This window comes from Arthrobacter pasteuri (genome assembly GCF_054510955.1).
In genome coordinates, this window is the sequence record NZ_JBTNDO010000001.1 from 1195789 (window position 1) to 1213538 (window position 17750).

Genomic DNA, 17750 nt, shown 5'->3' on the forward strand with positions numbered 1-17750 from the left:
ACTATTCACCACCCTCACGACGCACGATGCGTGCCTTCAACGGCAGCTTGTGGATCGCGAGGCGCAGGGCTTCGCGGGCTACCTCTTCGGAAACACCGGACAGTTCGAAGAGAACCCGTCCCGGCTTGACGTTGGCCACCCACCACTCGGGAGAACCCTTACCGGAACCCATGCGGGTCTCGGCAGGCTTCTTGGTCAACGGGCGGTCCGGATAGATGTTGATCCAGACCTTTCCGCCACGCTTGATGTGGCGGGTCATGGCGATACGAGCGGACTCGATCTGGCGGTTGGTGACGTATGCCGGGCTCAGAGCCTGGATACCCCATTCGCCAAAGCTGACCTCGGTACCGCCGGTTGCAGCGCCGGAACGACCCGGGTGGTGCTGCTTACGGAACTTGACTCGACGTGGGATAAGCATTTAAGCCTGTCCTCCTTCAGTCGCAGCGGGAGCTGCGGCGGTCTCGGCGGGTGCCGAAGCACCCTGGCCCTCGGAGCGCTCGGGAGCACGACGACGACGGTCTCCGCCGCGGTCGCCACCACGGTCGGCGCCGGCAGGGCCACGGCCCGGACGGTCTCCACCGCGGCCACGGGAGGGAGCTGCCGCAGCCTGGGCTGCGAGTTCCTTCGCCGTGACGTCACCCTTGTAGATCCAGACCTTCACGCCGATGCGGCCGAAGGTGGTCTTCGCTTCGAAGAAGCCGTAGTCGATGTTGGCGCGGAGCGTGTGCAGGGGAACGCGTCCCTCGCGGTAGAACTCCGAGCGGCTCATCTCGGCGCCACCCAGGCGACCGGAGCACTGGACACGGATGCCCTTGGCGCCGGCACGCTGTGCGGACTGCATGGCCTTCTTCATCGCGCGGCGGAAGGCCACGCGGGAGGAAAGCTGCTCGGCGATGCCCTGGGCGACGAGCTGAGCCTCCATCTCGGGGTTCTTGACCTCGAGGATGTTCAGCTGGACCTGCTTGCCGGTGAGCTTCTCGAGCTCGCCGCGGATGCGGTCTGCCTCTGCTCCACGGCGGCCGATGACGATGCCGGGACGTGCCGTGTGGATGTCCACGCGGACGCGGTCGCGGGTGCGCTCGATCTCGACCTTCGCGATGCCGGCCCGGTCCATGCCGGTCGACATGAGCTGGCGGATCTTGATGTCTTCGCGGACGAAGTCACGGTAGCGCTGGCCCGGCTTGTTGCTGTCGGCGAACCAGTGTGACCTGTGGTCGGTGGTGATGCCGAGTCGGAACCCGTGCGGGTTTACTTTCTGTCCCACTTAGCGGACCTCCACTTTCTCAGGGGTAGCGACGACAACCGTGATGTGGCTGGTCCGCTTGTTGATGCGGAACGCGCGGCCCTGGGCACGCGGACGGAACCGCTTCATCGTGGGGCCTTCATCGACGAATGCTTCGCTGATAATGAGGTTGTCCTCGTCGAAGGCAACGCCGTCACGGTCCGCGAGAACGCGGGCGTTGGCGACTGCCGACTGGACCACCTTGAAAACCGGCTCCGAAGCAACCTGTGGGGCAAACTTCAGAATAGCCAGAGCCTCATTCGCCTGCTTACCACGAACAAGGTTGACGACGCGCCGGGCCTTCATAGGCGTTACGCGGATATGACGCGCAATAGCCTTGGCTTCCATTGCTTTCCTTCTCTCGTCTTAGCCGTAAGAGCAGCGCCTAGCGGCGCTTGCCCTTGCGGTCGTCCTTAACATGGCCGCGGAAAGTCCGCGTGGGAGCGAATTCGCCGAGCTTGTGCCCGACCATCGACTCGGTGACAAACACCGGGATGTGCTTGCGTCCGTCGTGCACCGCGATCGTGTGCCCGAGCATGTCGGGGACGATCATGGAGCGGCGGGACCACGTCTTGATGACGTTCTTCGTGCCCGATTCGTTCTCGCGAGCGACCTTTACGTAAAGGTGCTGATCGACGAAGGGGCCTTTCTTCAGGCTGCGTGGCATGTCTCCAGGCTCCTATCGCTTGTTCTTGCCGGAACGACGGCGACGCACGATGAGTGAGTCGCTCTCTTTGTTGGGGCGACGGGTACGGCCTTCGGCCTTACCGTTCGGGTTGACCGGGTGGCGTCCACCGGAGGTCTTGCCCTCGCCACCACCGTGCGGGTGGTCGACCGGGTTCATGGCGACACCGCGGACGGTCGGGCGGATGCCCTTCCAGCGGTTACGGCCGGCCTTGCCCCAGTTGATGTTCGACTGCTCGGCGTTGCCGACCTCGCCGATCGTCGCGCGGCAGCGGACGTCGACGTTGCGGATCTCACCGGAGGGCAGTCGCAGCTGGGCGAAGCGGCCTTCCTTGGCGACGAGCTGTACCGACGCACCGGCGGAGCGTGCCATCTTCGCGCCGCCGCCTGGGCGGAGCTCGACGGCGTGGATGACGGTACCCACGGGGATGTTGCGCAGCGGCAGGTTGTTGCCGGGCTTGATGTCAGCCCCGGCGCCGGCCTCGACGAAGTCGCCCTGCTTGAGCTTGTTCGGCGCGACGATGTAGCGCTTGGTGCCGTCGACGTAGTGCAGGAGGGCAATGCGCGCGGTGCGGTTGGGATCGTACTCGATCTCGGCAACGCGGGCGTCGACGCCGTCCTTGTCGTGGCGGCGGAAGTCGATCAGACGGTACTGACGCTTGTGTCCACCACCCTTGTGGCGGGTCGTGATCTTACCGGTGTTGTTACGTCCACCCTTCTTGGGGAGCGGACGAACCAACGACTTTTCCGGCGTCGATCGGGTGATTTCAGCGAAGTCGGCAACGCTCGAGCCACGACGGCCCGGGGTTGTCGGCTTGTATTTACGGATTCCCATAACTCAATTCCTCGTTAAAGTGGTCTCCGCTCTAGGAGAGCGGACCGCCGAAGATGTCGATCGAGCCCTCTTTGAGGGACACGATGGCACGCTTGGTGCCCTTGCGCTGGCCCCAGCCGAACTTGGTGCGCTTGCGCTTGCCAACCCGGTTGATGGTGTTGATCGAATCGACCTTCACGGAGAAGATCTTCTCGACCGCCAGCTTGATCTCTTCCTTGTTCGAGCGCGGGTCGACGAGGAAGGTGTACTTGCCTTCGTCGATCAGGCCGTAGCTCTTCTCCGAGACGACGGGTGCAATGACGACGTCGCGCGGATCCTTTGCGATGGTGCCGCTCACTTGGCATCCTCCTCGGAGATGGCGTCAGCCGATCCGACGAACTGCTCGTAGGCGGCCTGGGTGAAGATCACGTCGTCGGACACCAGCACGTCGTACGTGTTGAGCTGGTCTACGTAGAGGACGTGTACTGCGGGTACGTTGCGCACCGACAGTGCGGCGACATCGTTGGCACGCTCGATGACGACGAGCAGGCGGGGCCGCTCGGAGATCGCACGCAGGGTCTCGATGGCACCCTTGGTCGACGGCTTGTCACCGGTGACCAGGGACTCGAGGACGTGGATACGGCCGTTGCGTGCCCGGTCGGAGAGTGCACCGCGGAGGGCGGCGGCAATCATCTTCTTGGGGGTGCGCTGGCTGTAGTCGCGGGGCGTCGGTCCGTGGACGATGCCACCGCCGGTCATCTGAGGGGCGCGGATCGAACCCTGGCGGGCGCGACCGGTTCCCTTCTGCTTGAACGGCTTGCGGCCTGCGCCGCTCACCTCGGCGCGGGTCTTCGTCTTGTGCGTACCCTGACGGGCAGCCGCAAGCTGGGCCACGACGACCTGGTGCAGCAGGGGGATGTTGGTCTGTGCATCGAAGATCTCCGCGGGGAGATCGACCTTTACAGTGTTGGCAGCCATTTGGCTATGCTCCCTTCACGGCGGTGCGTACGAGGACGACCTGGCCGCGGGCGCCGGGGACGGCACCCTTGATCAGCAGCAGCGACTTCTCTGCGTCGACAGCGTGAACCTTGAGGTTCAGCGTGGTCTGACGAACGGCGCCCATGCGGCCTGCCATTTTCATTCCACGGAAGACGCGGCTGGGGGTGGATGCTCCACCGATGGAACCGGGCTTGCGGTGGTTCTTGTGAGCACCGTGCGAGGCTCCAACACCGTGGAAACCGTGGCGCTTCATGACACCGGCGAAACCCTTGCCCTTGGTGGTGCCGATGACGTCGACCGTCTGGCCGGCTTCGAACATCTCCACGGAGAGTTCCTGACCGAGCGAGTAGGAGTCGGCGTCGGACGTCCGCAGCTCGACCACGTGACGGCGGGGCGTGACGCCTGCCTTCTCGAAGTGGCCGGCGAGCGGCTTGGTGACCTTGCGGGGATCGATCTGGCCGAAGCCGATCTGGACGGCGGTGTAGCCGTCCTTGTCCGCGCTGAGGAGCTGGGTGATGACGTTGGAGTCGGCCTGGACGACCGTGACCGGGATGAGGATGTTGTTCTCGTCCCAGACCTGGGTCATGCCGAGCTTGATGCCCAGCAGGCCCTTGACCTGGCGCGTAAGTGAAGTAGACATGTGTATCCGCTCTCCCTTACAGCTTGATTTCGATGTTCACGTCCGCGGGCAAGTCGAGACGCATCAGCGAATCGACGGCCTTGGGCGTGGGATCAATGATGTCGATCAGACGCTTGTGAGTACGCATTTCGAAGTGCTCACGGCTGTCCTTGTACTTGTGCGGGGACCGGATGACAACGAAAACGTTCTTCTCCGTGGGCAGGGGCACGGGGCCTACTACCGTTGCGCCTGCGCGCGTCACCGTCTCAACGATCTTCCGTGCTGAAACATCAATGACCTCGTGGTCATATGACTTCAGCCGGATGCGGATTTTCTGTCCCGCCATGGCGTCTCGACTCTCTCTCTACATAACTGCCTGGGCAGTTCCGGTACGTACGTACATTTCCTGCGTCCGTTGTGCGACGCTTCCTGAGCAGGCTGAATCCGGAAGCAATCCGGGTTCCTCACCCTGCCAGAGCTCCGACCCCCGCGCTCGGGCGTGTCGCTTTTCCTAGACACACACGGTCCGCGAATTCCGGCCGAGCCGAACGGGGTGGATTATATTTGGGCCGCACGTGCCGGCGGACCAGATCCCTGCATCAGGCATTATCCTGACCGGGAGAAGGTCTCAGACCGCGCGCGCGAGCGCTTGAACAACTTATCCAGTGTGGCAGAGACGCCGGGATAACGCCAATCGGGAGGTCCCTGCCACTCCCCTGCCCGACGATCCGGGCCGGGCGCTCCCTTCCCGCCCCGAGCCGGCTGCCCGGACTGGAGCACCGACACAGAAAGGGCCCCGCTGCATCAGCAGCGGGGCCCTTCCGGAAATCACTTCGGCAGTCGGAGGACTACTTCAGGATCTTGGTGACACGTCCCGAACCAACGGTGCGGCCGCCTTCACGGATGGCGAAGCCGAGGCCCTCTTCCATGGCGATGGGCTGGATGAGCGCAACGGTCATCTCAGTGTTGTCGCCGGGCATAACCATTTCGGTGCCCTCGGGGAGGGTGATGACGCCGGTTACGTCCGTCGTGCGGAAGTAGAACTGCGGGCGGTAGTTCGAGTAGAACGGGTTGTGACGCCCGCCCTCGTCCTTGGCCAGGATGTAGACGTTGGCCTCGAAGTCGGTGTGAGGGGTGATGGAACCCGGCTTCACGATGACCTGGCCGCGCTCTACGTCCTCGCGCTTGATGCCGCGGAGGAGCAGACCACAGTTCTCGCCTGCCCAGGCTTCGTCGAGCTGCTTGTGGAACATCTCGATACCGGTGACCGTGGTCTTCTGGACCGGACGGATACCGACGATCTCGACCTCGGAGTTGATGGCGAGGGTTCCTCGCTCGGCGCGACCGGTGACGACGGTTCCACGACCGGTGATCGTGAAGACGTCCTCGACGGGCATGAGGAAGGGCTTGTCCTTGTCGCGCACGGGGTCCGGCACGTTGTTGTCGACAGCTTCCATCAGTTCCTCGACGGACTTGACCCACTCGGGGTCGCCTTCGAGGGCCTTGAGGCCGGAGACGCGGACTACAGGAGCCTCGTCGCCGTCGAAGCCCTGCGAGCTGAGCAGTTCGCGGACCTCCATCTCGACGAGGTCCAGGAGCTCCTCGTCGTCGACCATGTCGGACTTGTTCAGCGCGACCAGCAGGTAGGGAACGCCGACCTGGCGGGCGAGCAGAACGTGCTCGCGGGTCTGGGCCATCGGACCGTCGGTGGCGGCGACAACGAGGATGGCACCATCCATCTGGGCCGCACCGGTGATCATGTTCTTGATGTAGTCAGCGTGGCCGGGAGCGTCTACGTGTGCGTAGTGGCGCTTCTCGGTCTGGTACTCAACATGCGAGATGTTGATGGTGATGCCGCGCTGCTTCTCCTCGGGAGCCGAGTCGATCGACGCGAAGTCACGCTGCTCGTTGAGAGTGGGGTACTTGTCGTACAGCACCTTGGAAATGGCAGCCGTCAACGTGGTCTTACCATGGTCGACGTGACCGATGGTGCCGATGTTAACGTGCGGCTTAGTCCGCTCGAACTTTGCCTTCGCCACGGGTTCCTCCTAGAACGTTTGAGAAGAATTGCTTCCCAGCCGCGCTTTTCGCAGCTGAAACTCATGCAAGTCTACTGGGGGCTTTTGGTTTTGATGAAATTGCTGTGCGCTGCCGGCCCGACCGGGCCGGCAGCTGGAGAGGGGGCCGACCTGCCCTTCGACAGGCCGGCTCTCTCCGGAAATCCCGTTTCCGGGAGGGGGCTTACTCGCCGCGCGTCTTCTGGATGATCTCGTCGGCTACTGCCTTCGGGACCTCCGAGTAGCTGTTGAACTGCATCGAGTACACGGCGCGACCCTGGGTCTTCGACCGCAGGTCACCGATGTAACCGAACATCCCGGACAGCGGAACGAAGGCACGGATGACCTTCACGCCGCTGGCGTCCTCCATCGACTGCATCTGTCCACGGCGGGAGTTGAGGTCACCGATGACTTCACCCATGTATTCCTCAGGGGTGCGCACCTCGACGTCCATCAGCGGCTCGAGCAGGACGGGCTGCGCCATCCGAGCGGCTTCCTTGAACGCCATACGTCCGGCGATCTTGAAGGCCATTTCGGAGGAGTCGACGTCGTGGTAGGCGCCGTCGAGCAGCGTCGCCTTGATGCCGACGACCGGGTAACCGGCCAGCACGCCGTCGTTGAGTGCGTCCTGGATGCCGGCGTCGACACTCGGGATGTACTCGCGGGGAACGCGTCCACCGGTGACCTTGTTGTCGAACGCGTACAGAACGCCTTCTTCAACCTCCATCGGCTCGATCGCGATCTGGATCTTCGCGAACTGGCCGGAACCACCGGTCTGCTTCTTGTGCGTGTAGTCGTGCTTGGCGACGGGACGCTTGATGGTTTCGCGGTAGGCGACCTGCGGCTTGCCCACGTTCGCCTCGACCTTGAACTCGCGGCGCATGCGGTCCACCAGGATGTCCAGGTGGAGCTCGCCCATGCCGGCGATGATCGTCTGTCCGGTGTCCTCGTTGAGGGACACCTGGAAGGTGGGATCCTCGGCCGAGAGCTTCTGGATGGCCGTGGAGAGCTTCTCCTGGTCACCCTTCGTCTTGGGCTCGATGGCCACCGAGATCACGGGAGCCGGGAAGCTCATGGACTCGAGGACGATCTGGTTCGCCGAGTCGGACAGGGTGTCACCGGTGGTGGTGTCCTTCAGGCCGATCGCTGCGTAGATGTGGCCGGCAAGGGCTTCCTCGACGGGAATCTCCTTGTTGGCGTGCATCTGGAACAGCTTGCCGATGCGCTCCTTCTTGGACTTCGTCGAGTTGGTCACCTGCGTGCCGGCGGACACCTGGCCCGAGTACACGCGGATGAACGTCAGCTGACCGAAGAACGGGTGCGTCGCGACCTTGAACGCGAGAGCCGAGAAGGGCTCCTCCGTGCTGGGCTTGCGCGTCAGCTCGGTCTCTTCGTCCCGGGGATCGTGGCCGATCATCGGGGGGACGTCGAGGGGCGAGGGCAGGTAGTCGATGACGGCGTCGAGCATCGGCTGCACTCCGCGGTTCTTGAACGCGGAACCGCAGAGGATCGGGTAGAGCTCGGAGTTGATCGTCATCTTGCGGATGCCGGCCTTCAGCTCCTCGATGGAGATCTCTTCACCCTCGAGGTACTTGTTCATGAGCTCGTCGGAGGACTCCGCGACGGTCTCGACGAGCGTCGCGCGGTACTCCTCGGCCTTCTCCTGGAGATCGGCGGGGATCTCCTGGACCTCGTACTTCGCGCCCATGGTCACGTCACCCTTGGCATCGCCGGGCCAGACGAGGGCCCGCATGTGGAGCAGGTCGACGACGCCGATGAAGTCGTTCTCGGCGCCGATCGGGAGCTGCAGCACGAGGGGCTTGGCGCCCAGACGGCTGATGATGGTGTCGACGGTGAAGTAGAAGTCGGCGCCCAGCTTGTCCATCTTGTTGACGAAGCAGATGCGGGGCACTTCGTACTTGTCGGCCTGGCGCCAGACGGTCTCCGACTGGGGCTCGACGCCCTCCTTGCCGTCGAACACGGCGACGGCGCCGTCGAGGACGCGCAGTGAGCGCTCGACCTCGACGGTGAAGTCGACGTGCCCGGGGGTGTCGATGATGTTGATCTGGTTGTTCTCCCAGAAGCAGGTCACGGCGGCAGACGTGATGGTGATGCCGCGCTCCTTCTCCTGTTCCATCCAGTCGGTGGTGGAGGCGCCGTCGTGCGTCTCACCGATCTTGTGGTTTACACCCGTGTAGAACAGGATGCGCTCGGTAGTGGTGGTCTTGCCGGCATCGATGTGGGCCATGATGCCGATGTTGCGGACCTTGTTGAGGTCGGTAAGCACGTCCTGTGCCACGGTGTCTCCCTTATTACGAAAATGGAGTTCTGCTGGACCGCCGGCCGGGCCGTCCCTGGTGGGGTCGCGGCCCGGCCGGCAGATCTGCTACCAGCGGTAGTGTGCGAAGGCCTTGTTCGACTCGGCCATCTTGTGCGTGTCCTCGCGGCGCTTGACTGCGGCGCCGAGACCGTTGGAAGCGTCCAGGATCTCGTTCTGGAGGCGCTCGGTCATGGTCTTCTCGCGGCGGGCCTTGGAGTAGCCGACCAGCCAGCGAAGGGCCAGGGCGGTCGAACGACCGGGCTTGACCTCGACGGGGACCTGGTAGGTGGCTCCACCGACGCGGCGTGAACGGACCTCGAGGGTCGGCTTCACGTTGTCCATGGCCTTCTTGAGGGCTGCCACGGGGTCGCCGCCGGACTTGGCGCGTGCGCCTTCGAGGGCACCGTAGACGATGCGCTCTGCAGTGGACTTCTTGCCGTCGACGAGCACCTTGTTGATCAGCTGCGTGACCAGGGGTGAACCGTAGACGGGATCGAGTACGAGCGGCCGCTTGGGGGCCGGGCCCTTACGAGGCATATTACTTCTTCTCCATCTTTGCGCCGTAGCGGCTGCGAGCCTGCTTGCGGTTCTTCACGCCCTGGGTGTCGAGCGCGCCACGGATGATCTTGTATCGGACACCGGGAAGGTCCTTCACACGTCCGCCGCGCACGAGCACGATGGAGTGTTCCTGAAGGTTGTGACCGACGCCGGGGATGTAGGCGGTAACTTCGATGCCACCGTTGAGGCGCACGCGGGCGACCTTGCGGAGAGCCGAGTTCGGCTTCTTCGGGGTGGTGGTGTAGACGCGGGTGCAAACGCCGCGCTTCATGGGGCTGCCCTTGAGTGCGGGCGCCTTGGTCTTGGAGACCTTAGGTGACCGGCCCTTGCGGACCAGCTGGTTAATCGTAGGCACTTTCGTGTTCTCCGTAATGTCAGAAGATGAGATCCCTGTCGCCCTACTCCGCGGTTGCGGCCGCTTCGCAGGGCCGCGCCATCCGGGGGTCGGGATGATCAGTCGTTTGGCGCACCACCAACGAACAAGCTGCCGCAAAACGACTGTAGGCGTGCGAAAATGTGGCATTCGTTGTACAACTTACGTACAACGCGGAGATACGTTTCGCAACGCCGATCCTTTGCCACACAAACAATTGGTTCCAAGTCTACCAGAGATCGGGCACGCCCCGTCGCGCACCCCGCTCCCCCTGTGGTAGGGCGACGACGGGGGGACGGGAAAGGCCCCGGACCGTGGAGTCCGGGGCCTTTCCGTCCGACAGGGTTACATCAGCGGAAGTCGCTGTTGCCCATGTCGTAGTCGTCCAGCGGGATCGCATGGAACTCGGGGCTCAGGCCGCCCTCGACACCGGCGTAGTCGAAGTCGCTGAACGCGCTCGGACCGGTGAAGAGGTTCGCCTTGGCTTCCTCGGTGGGCTCGACCGTGACCTTCGTGTAGCGGTCCAGGCCGGTACCGGCCGGGATGAGCTTACCGATGATGACGTTCTCCTTGAGGCCCAGCAGCGGATCGCTCTTGCCCTCCATGGCGGCCTGCGTGAGGACACGCGTGGTCTCCTGGAAGGAAGCGGCCGACAGCCACGACTCGGTGGCGAGCGACGCCTTGGTGATACCCATGAGCTCGGGACGGCCGGAGGCCGGCTTCTTGCCCTCGGATACCACGCGACGGTTCTCGTCCTCGAAGCGGCGACGCTCGGCCAGCTCACCGGGGAGCAGGTCCGACTCGCCGGACTCGATCACGGTGACGCGACGCAGCATCTGGCGGACGATGACCTCCACGTGCTTGTCGTGGATGCCCACACCCTGGCTGCGGTACACGCGCTGGACCTCGTCCACCAGGAATTCCTGTGCCTTGCGGGGGCCCAGGATACGCAGGATCTGCTTCGGGTCGACCGCACCGAAGACGAGCTGCTGCCCGACCTCGACGTGGTCGCCGTCGGCGACCAGGAGACGTGCACGCCGGAGGACCGGGTACGCGATCTCCTCGGAGCCATCATCCGGGGTGACCACCAGGCGAAGCTGCTTCTCGGCATCCTCGACCGTGACGCGCCCTGCGACCTCGGAGATCGGGGCGACACCCTTGGGGGTACGCGCCTCGAAGAGCTCCTGGATACGGGGCAGACCCTGGGTGATGTCCTCCGCCGATGCGACACCACCGGTGTGGAAGGTACGCATGGTCAGCTGGGTACCGGGCTCACCGATCGACTGTGCGGCGATGATGCCGACGGCCTCTCCGATGTCCACGGTCTTGCCGGTCGCGAGCGAACGGCCGTAGCACAGCGCACAGGTTCCGACGCTGGACTCACAGGTGAGCACGGAGCGGACCTTGATCTCGGCGATACCGGCCTCGAACAGTTCACCGATGAGAACGTCCCCGACGTCGGAGCCCGCGGCAGCGAGCACCTCCCCCTTGGAATCGACGACGTCGGTGGCCAGCGTACGTGCGTACGCCGAGTTCTCGACCTCCTCGTGCAGCACCAGCTCGCCATCGGCGTTCGGCACGGCGATGGTGACCTTCAGGCCACGCTCGGTACCGCAGTCGTCCTCGCGGACGATGACGTCCTGCGAGACGTCGACCAGGCGTCGGGTCAGGTAGCCCGAGTTGGCCGTACGCAGGGCGGTGTCGGCGAGGCCCTTACGGGCACCGTGCGTCGCGATGAAGTACTCCAGGACCGACAGGCCCTCGCGGTACGAGGACTTGATCGGGCGAGGGATGATCTCACCCTTCGGGTTGGCCACGAGGCCACGGATACCGGCGATCTGGCGGACCTGCAGCCAGTTACCACGGGCACCGGAGGACACCATGCGGTTGATGGTGTTGTCCTTCGGCATCGCGTCGCGCATGGATGCGGCAACCTCGTTGGTCGCCTTGTTCCAGATGTCGATGAGCTCCTGGCGGCGCTCCTCGTCGGCGATGAGGCCCTTGTCGAACTGCGACTGGACCTTGGCCGCCTGCGTCTCGTAGCCCTCCATGATGCCGGCCTTGTTGATCGGCGCGGAGATGTCCGAGATGGCGACGGTGACGCCCGAGCGGGTCGCCCAGTAGAAACCGGCATCCTTCAGGTTGTCCAGCGTTGCCGCCGTGACGACCTTCGGGTAGCGCTCGGCCAAATCGTTGACGATCGTCGAGAGCTGGCCCTTGTCCGCGACCTTCTCCACCCAGGGGTAGTCCAGGGGAAGCGTCTCGTTGAAGAGCACCTGTCCGAGCGAGGTCTCGATCAGCGCCGGCGTACCGGGCTCCCAGCCCTCGGGAGCCTCGATGTCGGCGCTCGGCACGAAGTTGTCCACGCGGATCCGGACCACCGAGTTGAGGTGGAGCGAGCCCATGTCGAACGCCATGATCGCCTCGGCGACGCTGGTGAAGACGCGGCCTTCGCCGGCACTTCCCTCACGCTTGGTGGTGAGGTGGTGCAGACCGATGATCATGTCCTGCGAGGGCAGGGTGACCGGACGGCCGTCGGACGGCTTGAGGATGTTGTTCGAGGAGAGCATCAGGATGCGCGCCTCGGCCTGGGCCTCGGGGCTCAGCGGCAGGTGGACTGCCATCTGGTCGCCGTCGAAATCCGCGTTGAACGCACCACAGACCAGCGGGTGCAGCTGGAGGGCCTTGCCTTCCACCAGCTGCGGCTCGAACGCCTGGATGCCGAGGCGGTGCAGGGTAGGTGCACGGTTCAGCAGCACGGGGTGCTCGGTGATGATCTCTTCGAGGACGTCCCACACCTGGGGGCGGTAACGCTCGACCATGCGCTTGGCGCTCTTGATGTTCTGCGCGTGGTTGAGGTCCACCAGGCGCTTCATCACGAACGGCTTGAAGAGCTCCAGGGCCATCTGCTTGGGCAGACCACACTGGTGCAGCTTCAGCTGCGGGCCGACGACGATGACCGAACGGCCCGAGTAGTCGACGCGCTTGCCGAGGAGGTTCTGGCGGAAACGACCCTGCTTGCCCTTGAGCATGTCCGAGAGGGACTTCAGGGGACGGTTGCCCGGTCCGGTGACCGGACGGCCGCGGCGGCCGTTGTCGAACAGGGAATCGACCGCTTCCTGCAGCATGCGCTTCTCGTTGTTCACGATGATCTCGGGGGCTCCGAGGTCGAGCAGGCGCTTGAGGCGGTTGTTCCGGTTGATGACGCGGCGGTACAGGTCGTTGAGGTCGGACGTCGCGAAACGGCCACCGTCGAGCTGGACCATCGGGCGCAGTTCCGGCGGGATCACCGGCACGGCGTCGAGGACCATGCCCAGGGGGCTGTTCGTCGTCGTCAGGAACGCGTTGACCACCTTGAGGCGCTTCAGGGCGCGCGTCTTCCGCTGGCCCTTGCCGTTCTGGATGATGTCGCGCAGCATCTCTGCCTCGGCAGGCATGTCGAAGTTCTCGAGGCGCTTCTTGATCGCCTCGGCTCCCATGGAGCCCTCGAAGTACAGGCCGTAGCGGTCGCGCAGCTCGCGGTAGAGTCCTTCGTCGCCCTCGAGGTCTGCGACCTTCAGGGTCTTGAAACGCTCCCACACCTGGACCAGGCGCTCGATGTCGGCGTCCGCGCGCTTGCGGACGTTCGCCATCTGGCGGTCGGCCGAGTCGCGTGCCTTCTTCTTGTCAGCAGCCTTGGCGCCTTCGCCCTCGAGACGGGCGAGCTCGTCCTCGAGGTCCTTGGCGATCGCGGCGATGTCGGAGTCGCGCTGGTCCGTCATCTGCTTCTTCTCGAGGTCGTGCTCGGCCTGGAGGTTCGGCAGTTCGGCGTGGCGGTTCTCCTCGTCGACCGACGTGATCATATAGGCCGCGAAGTAGATGACCTTCTCGAGGTCCTTCGGAGCCAGGTCGAGGAGGTAGCCGAGGCGCGAGGGGACGCCCTTGAAGTACCAGATGTGGGTGACGGGAGCAGCAAGCTCGATGTGGCCCATGCGCTCACGGCGCACCTTGGCACGGGTCACCTCGACGCCGCAGCGCTCACAGATGATGCCCTTGAAGCGCACGCGCTTGTACTTGCCGCAGTAGCACTCCCAGTCACGGGAAGGGCCGAAGATCTTCTCGCAGAAGAGGCCGTCCTTCTCGGGCTTGAGCGTGCGGTAGTTGATGGTTTCCGGCTTCTTGACCTCGCCGTAAGACCAGCCGCGGATTTCGTCCGCGGTGGCAAGGCCGATTCGCATGAGGCCGAAGGAGGATTCGCTGGACATAGGGTCCCTGTTCTCTCTTTGTTCTCTAAATTCTTGAAGTCTTGGGGGTGCGGCGGGGAGTGGAGTCCCCCACCGGTCCAGGAGGTGCCCGGAGGAAGGCGGCTTCGATATTTCAATGCCGCCCGGCGGTCGCAGAAATTCCGTCGCCGCCGTTCCGGGTACCGGACTGGACCGGTCGGGTGGAACCTAGACTTCCTCGACAGAACTCGGCTCGGCCCGTGAGAGGTCGATGCCCAGTTCCTCCGCGGCCCGGAACACTTCTTCATCCGAGTCACGCATTTCAATCGTGGTGCCGTCGGTGGAGAGGACTTCCACGTTCAGGCAGAGCGACTGCATTTCCTTGATCAAGACCTTGAAGGACTCGGGAACGCCCGGCTCGGGGATGTTCTCGCCCTTGACGATGGCCTCGTACACCTTGACGCGTCCGTGGATGTCGTCCGACTTGATGGTGAGGAGTTCCTGCAGCGTGTAGGCCGCACCGTAGGCCTCGAGGGCCCACACTTCCATCTCACCGAAACGCTGTCCGCCGAACTGTGCCTTACCACCCAGCGGCTGCTGCGTGATCATGGAGTACGGGCCGGTGGAGCGCGCGTGGATCTTGTCGTCCACCAGGTGGTGAAGCTTCAGGATGTACATGTAGCCGACGGAGATCGGGTCCGGGAACGGCTCGCCGGAGCGGCCGTCGAACAGGCGCGCCTTGCCGGACTCGCCGATGAGGCGCTGTCCGTCACGGGTGACGTTCGTGGATCCGAGGAGACCGACGATCTCGTCCTCGGTGGCGCCGTCGAACACGGGGGTCGCGACGGTGGTCGAGGAGATCTCCCGCGGAAGGTTCGGGAGGTTCTTCATCCACTCGGGCTCGCCCTCGATCTTCCAGCCCTGCTTGGCTGCCCAGCCGAGGTGGATCTCGAGGACCTGGCCGACGTTCATGCGTCCGGGGACGCCGAGCGGGTTCAGGACGATGTCGACGGGGGTGCCGTCCTCGAGGAACGGCATGTCCTCGATCGGGAGGATCTTGGAGATGACGCCCTTGTTGCCGTGGCGGCCTGCGAGCTTGTCACCGTCCGTGATCTTGCGCTTCTGTGCCACGTAGACGCGGACCAGCTGGTTGACGCCCGGGGGCAGCTCGTCGTCGTTGTCGCGGTCGAAGATGCGCACGCCGATGACCGTTCCGGACTCGCCGTGGGGAACCTTCAGCGAGGTGTCGCGGACTTCGCGGCTCTTCTCACCGAAGATGGCGCGCAGCAGGCGCTCCTCGGGGGTCAGCTCGGTCTCACCCTTGGGGGTGACACGGCCTACGAGGATGTCGCCGGCTTCGACCTCGGCACCGATGTGGATGATGCCGCGCTCGTCGAGCGCCCCGAGGACCTCTTCGGAGACGTTCGGGATGTCACGCGTGATCTCCTCGGCACCGAGCTTGGTGTCGCGGGCATCGACTTCGTGCTCCTCGATGTGGATCGAGGTCAGGACATCGTCGGAGACGATGCGCTGCGACAGGATGATCGCGTCCTCGAAGTTGTGACCCTCCCAGGACATGAAGGCCACGAGCATGTTCTTGCCCAGCGCGAGCTCACCCTGGTCCGTGGACGGACCGTCGGCGATGATCGAGTTGTACTCGAGGCGGTCGCCCTCGGAGACCAGGACGCGCTGGTTGTACGCGTTGCCCTGGTTCGAGCGGGCGAACTTCATGATCGGGTAGTTCGTCTCGGTGCCGTCGTCGTTGAGGACGCTGACCAGGTCGGCCGACACCTCCTTGACCACGCCTGCCTTCGTCGCGGTGACGGCGTCACCGGCGTCGACGGCCGCGTTCTTCTCCATGCCGGTGCCCACGAGGGGACGCTCGGAACGGAGCAGGGGCACGGCCTGGCGCTGCATGTTCGCACCCATGAGGGCGCGGTTGGCGTCGTCGTGCTCCAGGAACGGGATCATCGCGGTTGCGACGGACACCATCTGGCGCGGGGAGACGTCCATGTACTCGACCTCGGCGGGCTCGACGAGCACGGGCTCGCCGGAACCACCACGCGTCCGCACGAGGACCATGTCCTCCGTGAACGTGTTGTCCGCACCGAGGGGCGCATTCGCCTGGGCGATGAGGCGCTCCACCTCGTCGTCGGCGGTCAGGTAGTCGATCTGGTCGGTGACGATGCCGTCGACGACCTTGCGGTACGGGGTCTCGATGAAGCCGAACGCGTTGATGCGGCCGTACGAGGCGAGCGAACCGATGAGGCCGATGTTCGGGCCTTCAGGGGTCTCGATCGGGCACATGCGTCCGTAGTGCGACGGGTGGACGTCACGGACTTCCATGCCTGCGCGGTCACGGGAGAGACCACCCGGGCCCAGCGCGGACAGGCGACGCTTGTGCGTCAGGCCGGCGAGCGGGTTGTTCTGGTCCATGAACTGCGACAGCTGGGAGGTTCCGAAGAACTCCTTGATGGCGGCCACGACGGGACGGATGTTGATCAGGGTCTGCGGCGTGATGGCCTCGACGTCCTGGGTGGTCATCCGCTCGCGGACGACGCGCTCCATGCGGGACAGGCCCGTGCGGACCTGGTTCTCGATGAGCTCGCCCACGGCGCGGATGCGGCGGTTGCCGAAGTGGTCGATGTCGTCGACCTCGACGCGGAGCTCGACGTCCCCGCCGTCGCGCTTGCCGCCGAGGGTCTTGTCACCGGCGTGCAGGGCGACCAGGAACTTGATCATCGCGACGATGTCGTCGATGTTCAGCACCGAGGCGTCGGAGTCCGTGAGGTCCTTGTCGATGCCGAGCTTGCGGTTGATCTTGTACCGGCCGACCTTGGCGAGGTCGTAGCGCTTCGGGTTGAAGTACAGGTTGTCCAGGAGTGTCTGGGCAGCCTCGACCGTGGGGGGCTCGCCCGGACGCAGCTTGCGGTAGATGTCGAGGAGGGCGTCCTCGCGGGTCTCCGTCGCGTCCTTCTCCATGGTGGCGCGGATGGAGTCGTACTGGCCGAACTCCTCCAGGATCTGGCCTTCGGTCCAGCCGAGGGCCTTCAGCAGCACGGTGACCGACTGCTTGCGCTTGCGGTCGAGGCGGACGCCGACCTGGTCGCGCTTGTCGATCTCGAGCTCGAACCAGGCACCACGCGACGGGATGATCTTCGCGCTGAAGATGTCCTTGTCGCTGGTCTTGTCCGCGGTGCGCTCGAAGTAGGCACCGGGCGAACGGACGAGCTGCGAGACGACGACACGCTCGGTGCCGTTGATGACGAAGGTGCCCTTGTCGGTCATGAGGGGGAAGTCACCCATGAACACGGTCTGCTGCTTGATCTCGCCCGTGTTGTTGTTCATGAACTCGGCCTTGACGTACAGCGGGGCGGAGTAGGTCGCGTCGCGATCCTTGCACTCGGCCATCGTGTACTTGGGGTCTGCGAATTCAGGCTCGGAGAAGCTCAGGGACATGGTGCCCTGGAAGTCCTCGATCGGGGAGATCTCTTCGAAGATGTCGGCCAACCCGGAGGTCGTGGCTACACCCTGCAGCCCCTTCTCCAGCGCTTCCTCAACGCGGGCCTTCCAGCGCTCGTTGCCGACGAGCCAGTCGAAGCTGTCCGTCTGGAGGGCGAGAAGATTAGGAACTTCAAGCGGTTCGTGAATCTTTGCGAATGAGAGCCGGGGTGCGGCGCCGTCGGCGTCGACCTGGCTGGTAGCGGTTGCATTATTAGAGGTGCTCGGGGCGACCAAGAGGGATCCTTCCACAGACCGTCAGGCTTGTCAGCGCATTCGCCTCAGCACCGCCACCGCAGTATGCTGCGGGGATCTCAGTGCCCACCAGTGTCCGCCCGCGT

15 protein-coding genes are annotated in these 17750 nt (G+C 64.4%); all 15 read right to left on the reverse strand.

The features are described from left to right. Position 1: 1 nt before the first annotated feature. Positions 2–418 (reverse strand): 50S ribosomal protein L16, encoded by a 417-nt coding sequence (gene rplP, locus ACX80H_RS05570; RefSeq protein WP_049829176.1) that lies wholly within the window; start codon positions 416–418, stop codon positions 2–4. Then, on the reverse strand, positions 419–1264 hold the full coding sequence (rpsC, locus tag ACX80H_RS05575; protein WP_459311645.1) for a 30S ribosomal protein S3: 846 nt from the start codon (positions 1262–1264) through the stop codon (positions 419–421). It lies immediately after the preceding gene. Further along, positions 1265–1630 (reverse strand): 50S ribosomal protein L22, encoded by a 366-nt coding sequence (gene rplV / locus ACX80H_RS05580; protein WP_049829178.1) that lies wholly within the window; start codon positions 1628–1630, stop codon positions 1265–1267. It lies immediately after the preceding gene. Between the two features lie 37 nt (positions 1631–1667). After that, complete coding sequence (gene rpsS / locus ACX80H_RS05585; protein ID WP_026549122.1) at positions 1668–1949, reverse strand: 30S ribosomal protein S19; 282 nt, start codon at positions 1947–1949, stop codon at positions 1668–1670. A 12-nt stretch (positions 1950–1961) separates the two neighbouring features. Further along, the gene (rplB, locus tag ACX80H_RS05590; RefSeq protein ID WP_055768070.1) at positions 1962–2801 is read right to left on the reverse strand and encodes a 50S ribosomal protein L2; all 840 of its coding nucleotides are present in this window, start codon (positions 2799–2801) and stop codon (positions 1962–1964) included. 31 nt (positions 2802–2832) lie between these two features. Continuing rightward, complete coding sequence (rplW, locus tag ACX80H_RS05595; RefSeq protein WP_026531955.1) at positions 2833–3138, reverse strand: 50S ribosomal protein L23; 306 nt, start codon at positions 3136–3138, stop codon at positions 2833–2835. After that, on the reverse strand, positions 3135–3758 hold the full coding sequence (rplD, locus tag ACX80H_RS05600) for a 50S ribosomal protein L4 (RefSeq protein ID WP_301226160.1): 624 nt from the start codon (positions 3756–3758) through the stop codon (positions 3135–3137). The genes rplW and rplD overlap by 4 nt, the downstream gene beginning before the upstream one ends. Before the next feature lie 4 nt (positions 3759–3762). After that, entirely contained in the window at positions 3763–4419 is a 657-nt protein-coding gene (gene rplC, locus ACX80H_RS05605; protein WP_459311648.1) for a 50S ribosomal protein L3, read from the reverse strand. A gap of 16 nt (positions 4420–4435) precedes the next feature. Continuing rightward, the gene (rpsJ, locus tag ACX80H_RS05610) at positions 4436–4744 is read right to left on the reverse strand and encodes a 30S ribosomal protein S10 (RefSeq protein ID WP_026531952.1); all 309 of its coding nucleotides are present in this window, start codon (positions 4742–4744) and stop codon (positions 4436–4438) included. Between the two features lie 502 nt (positions 4745–5246). After that, positions 5247–6437 carry an elongation factor Tu gene (gene tuf / locus ACX80H_RS05615; protein WP_087076901.1) on the reverse strand — a complete coding sequence of 397 codons (1191 nt, stop codon included), beginning with the start codon at positions 6435–6437 and terminating at the stop codon, positions 5247–5249. Between the two features lie 202 nt (positions 6438–6639). Beyond that, positions 6640–8754, reverse strand: a complete 2115-nt coding sequence (gene fusA, locus ACX80H_RS05620; protein WP_459311649.1) for an elongation factor G — start codon at positions 8752–8754, stop codon at positions 6640–6642. 87 nt (positions 8755–8841) lie between these two features. Beyond that, the gene (gene rpsG, locus ACX80H_RS05625; protein ID WP_087076905.1) at positions 8842–9312 is read right to left on the reverse strand and encodes a 30S ribosomal protein S7; all 471 of its coding nucleotides are present in this window, start codon (positions 9310–9312) and stop codon (positions 8842–8844) included. 1 nt (position 9313) lies between these two features. Further along, positions 9314–9688, reverse strand: a complete 375-nt coding sequence (gene rpsL, locus ACX80H_RS05630) for a 30S ribosomal protein S12 (RefSeq protein ID WP_087076907.1) — start codon at positions 9686–9688, stop codon at positions 9314–9316. A gap of 368 nt (positions 9689–10056) precedes the next feature. Then, on the reverse strand, positions 10057–13950 hold the full coding sequence (locus ACX80H_RS05635; protein ID WP_459311652.1) for a DNA-directed RNA polymerase subunit beta': 3894 nt from the start codon (positions 13948–13950) through the stop codon (positions 10057–10059). Between the two features lie 186 nt (positions 13951–14136). Then, positions 14137–17646: a DNA-directed RNA polymerase subunit beta gene (rpoB, locus tag ACX80H_RS05640; protein ID WP_459311654.1), complete on the reverse strand. Its 3510-nt coding sequence runs from the start codon at positions 17644–17646 to the stop codon at positions 14137–14139. Between the last annotated feature and the right edge of the window lie 104 nt (positions 17647–17750).

What these genes read in the sequence shown, in the direction of transcription:
- rplV (WP_049829178.1), bottom strand. Translation starts at nt 1,630, where the DNA reads ATGGAAGCCAAGGCTATTGCGCGTCATATCCGCGTAACGCCTATGAAG.
- rpsS (WP_026549122.1), bottom strand. Translation starts at nt 1,949, where the DNA reads ATGCCACGCAGCCTGAAGAAAGGCCCCTTCGTCGATCAGCACCTTTAC.
- rplD (WP_301226160.1), bottom strand. Translation starts at nt 3,758, where the DNA reads ATGGCTGCCAACACTGTAAAGGTCGATCTCCCCGCGGAGATCTTCGAT.
- rplC (WP_459311648.1), bottom strand. Translation starts at nt 4,419, where the DNA reads ATGTCTACTTCACTTACGCGCCAGGTCAAGGGCCTGCTGGGCATCAAG.
- rplB (WP_055768070.1), bottom strand. Translation starts at nt 2,801, where the DNA reads ATGGGAATCCGTAAATACAAGCCGACAACCCCGGGCCGTCGTGGCTCG.
- ACX80H_RS05635 (WP_459311652.1), bottom strand. Translation starts at nt 13,950, where the DNA reads ATGTCCAGCGAATCCTCCTTCGGCCTCATGCGAATCGGCCTTGCCACC.
- rpsJ (WP_026531952.1), bottom strand. Translation starts at nt 4,744, where the DNA reads ATGGCGGGACAGAAAATCCGCATCCGGCTGAAGTCATATGACCACGAG.
- rpsG (WP_087076905.1), bottom strand. Translation starts at nt 9,312, where the DNA reads ATGCCTCGTAAGGGCCCGGCCCCCAAGCGGCCGCTCGTACTCGATCCC.
- rplP (WP_049829176.1), bottom strand. Translation starts at nt 418, where the DNA reads ATGCTTATCCCACGTCGAGTCAAGTTCCGTAAGCAGCACCACCCGGGT.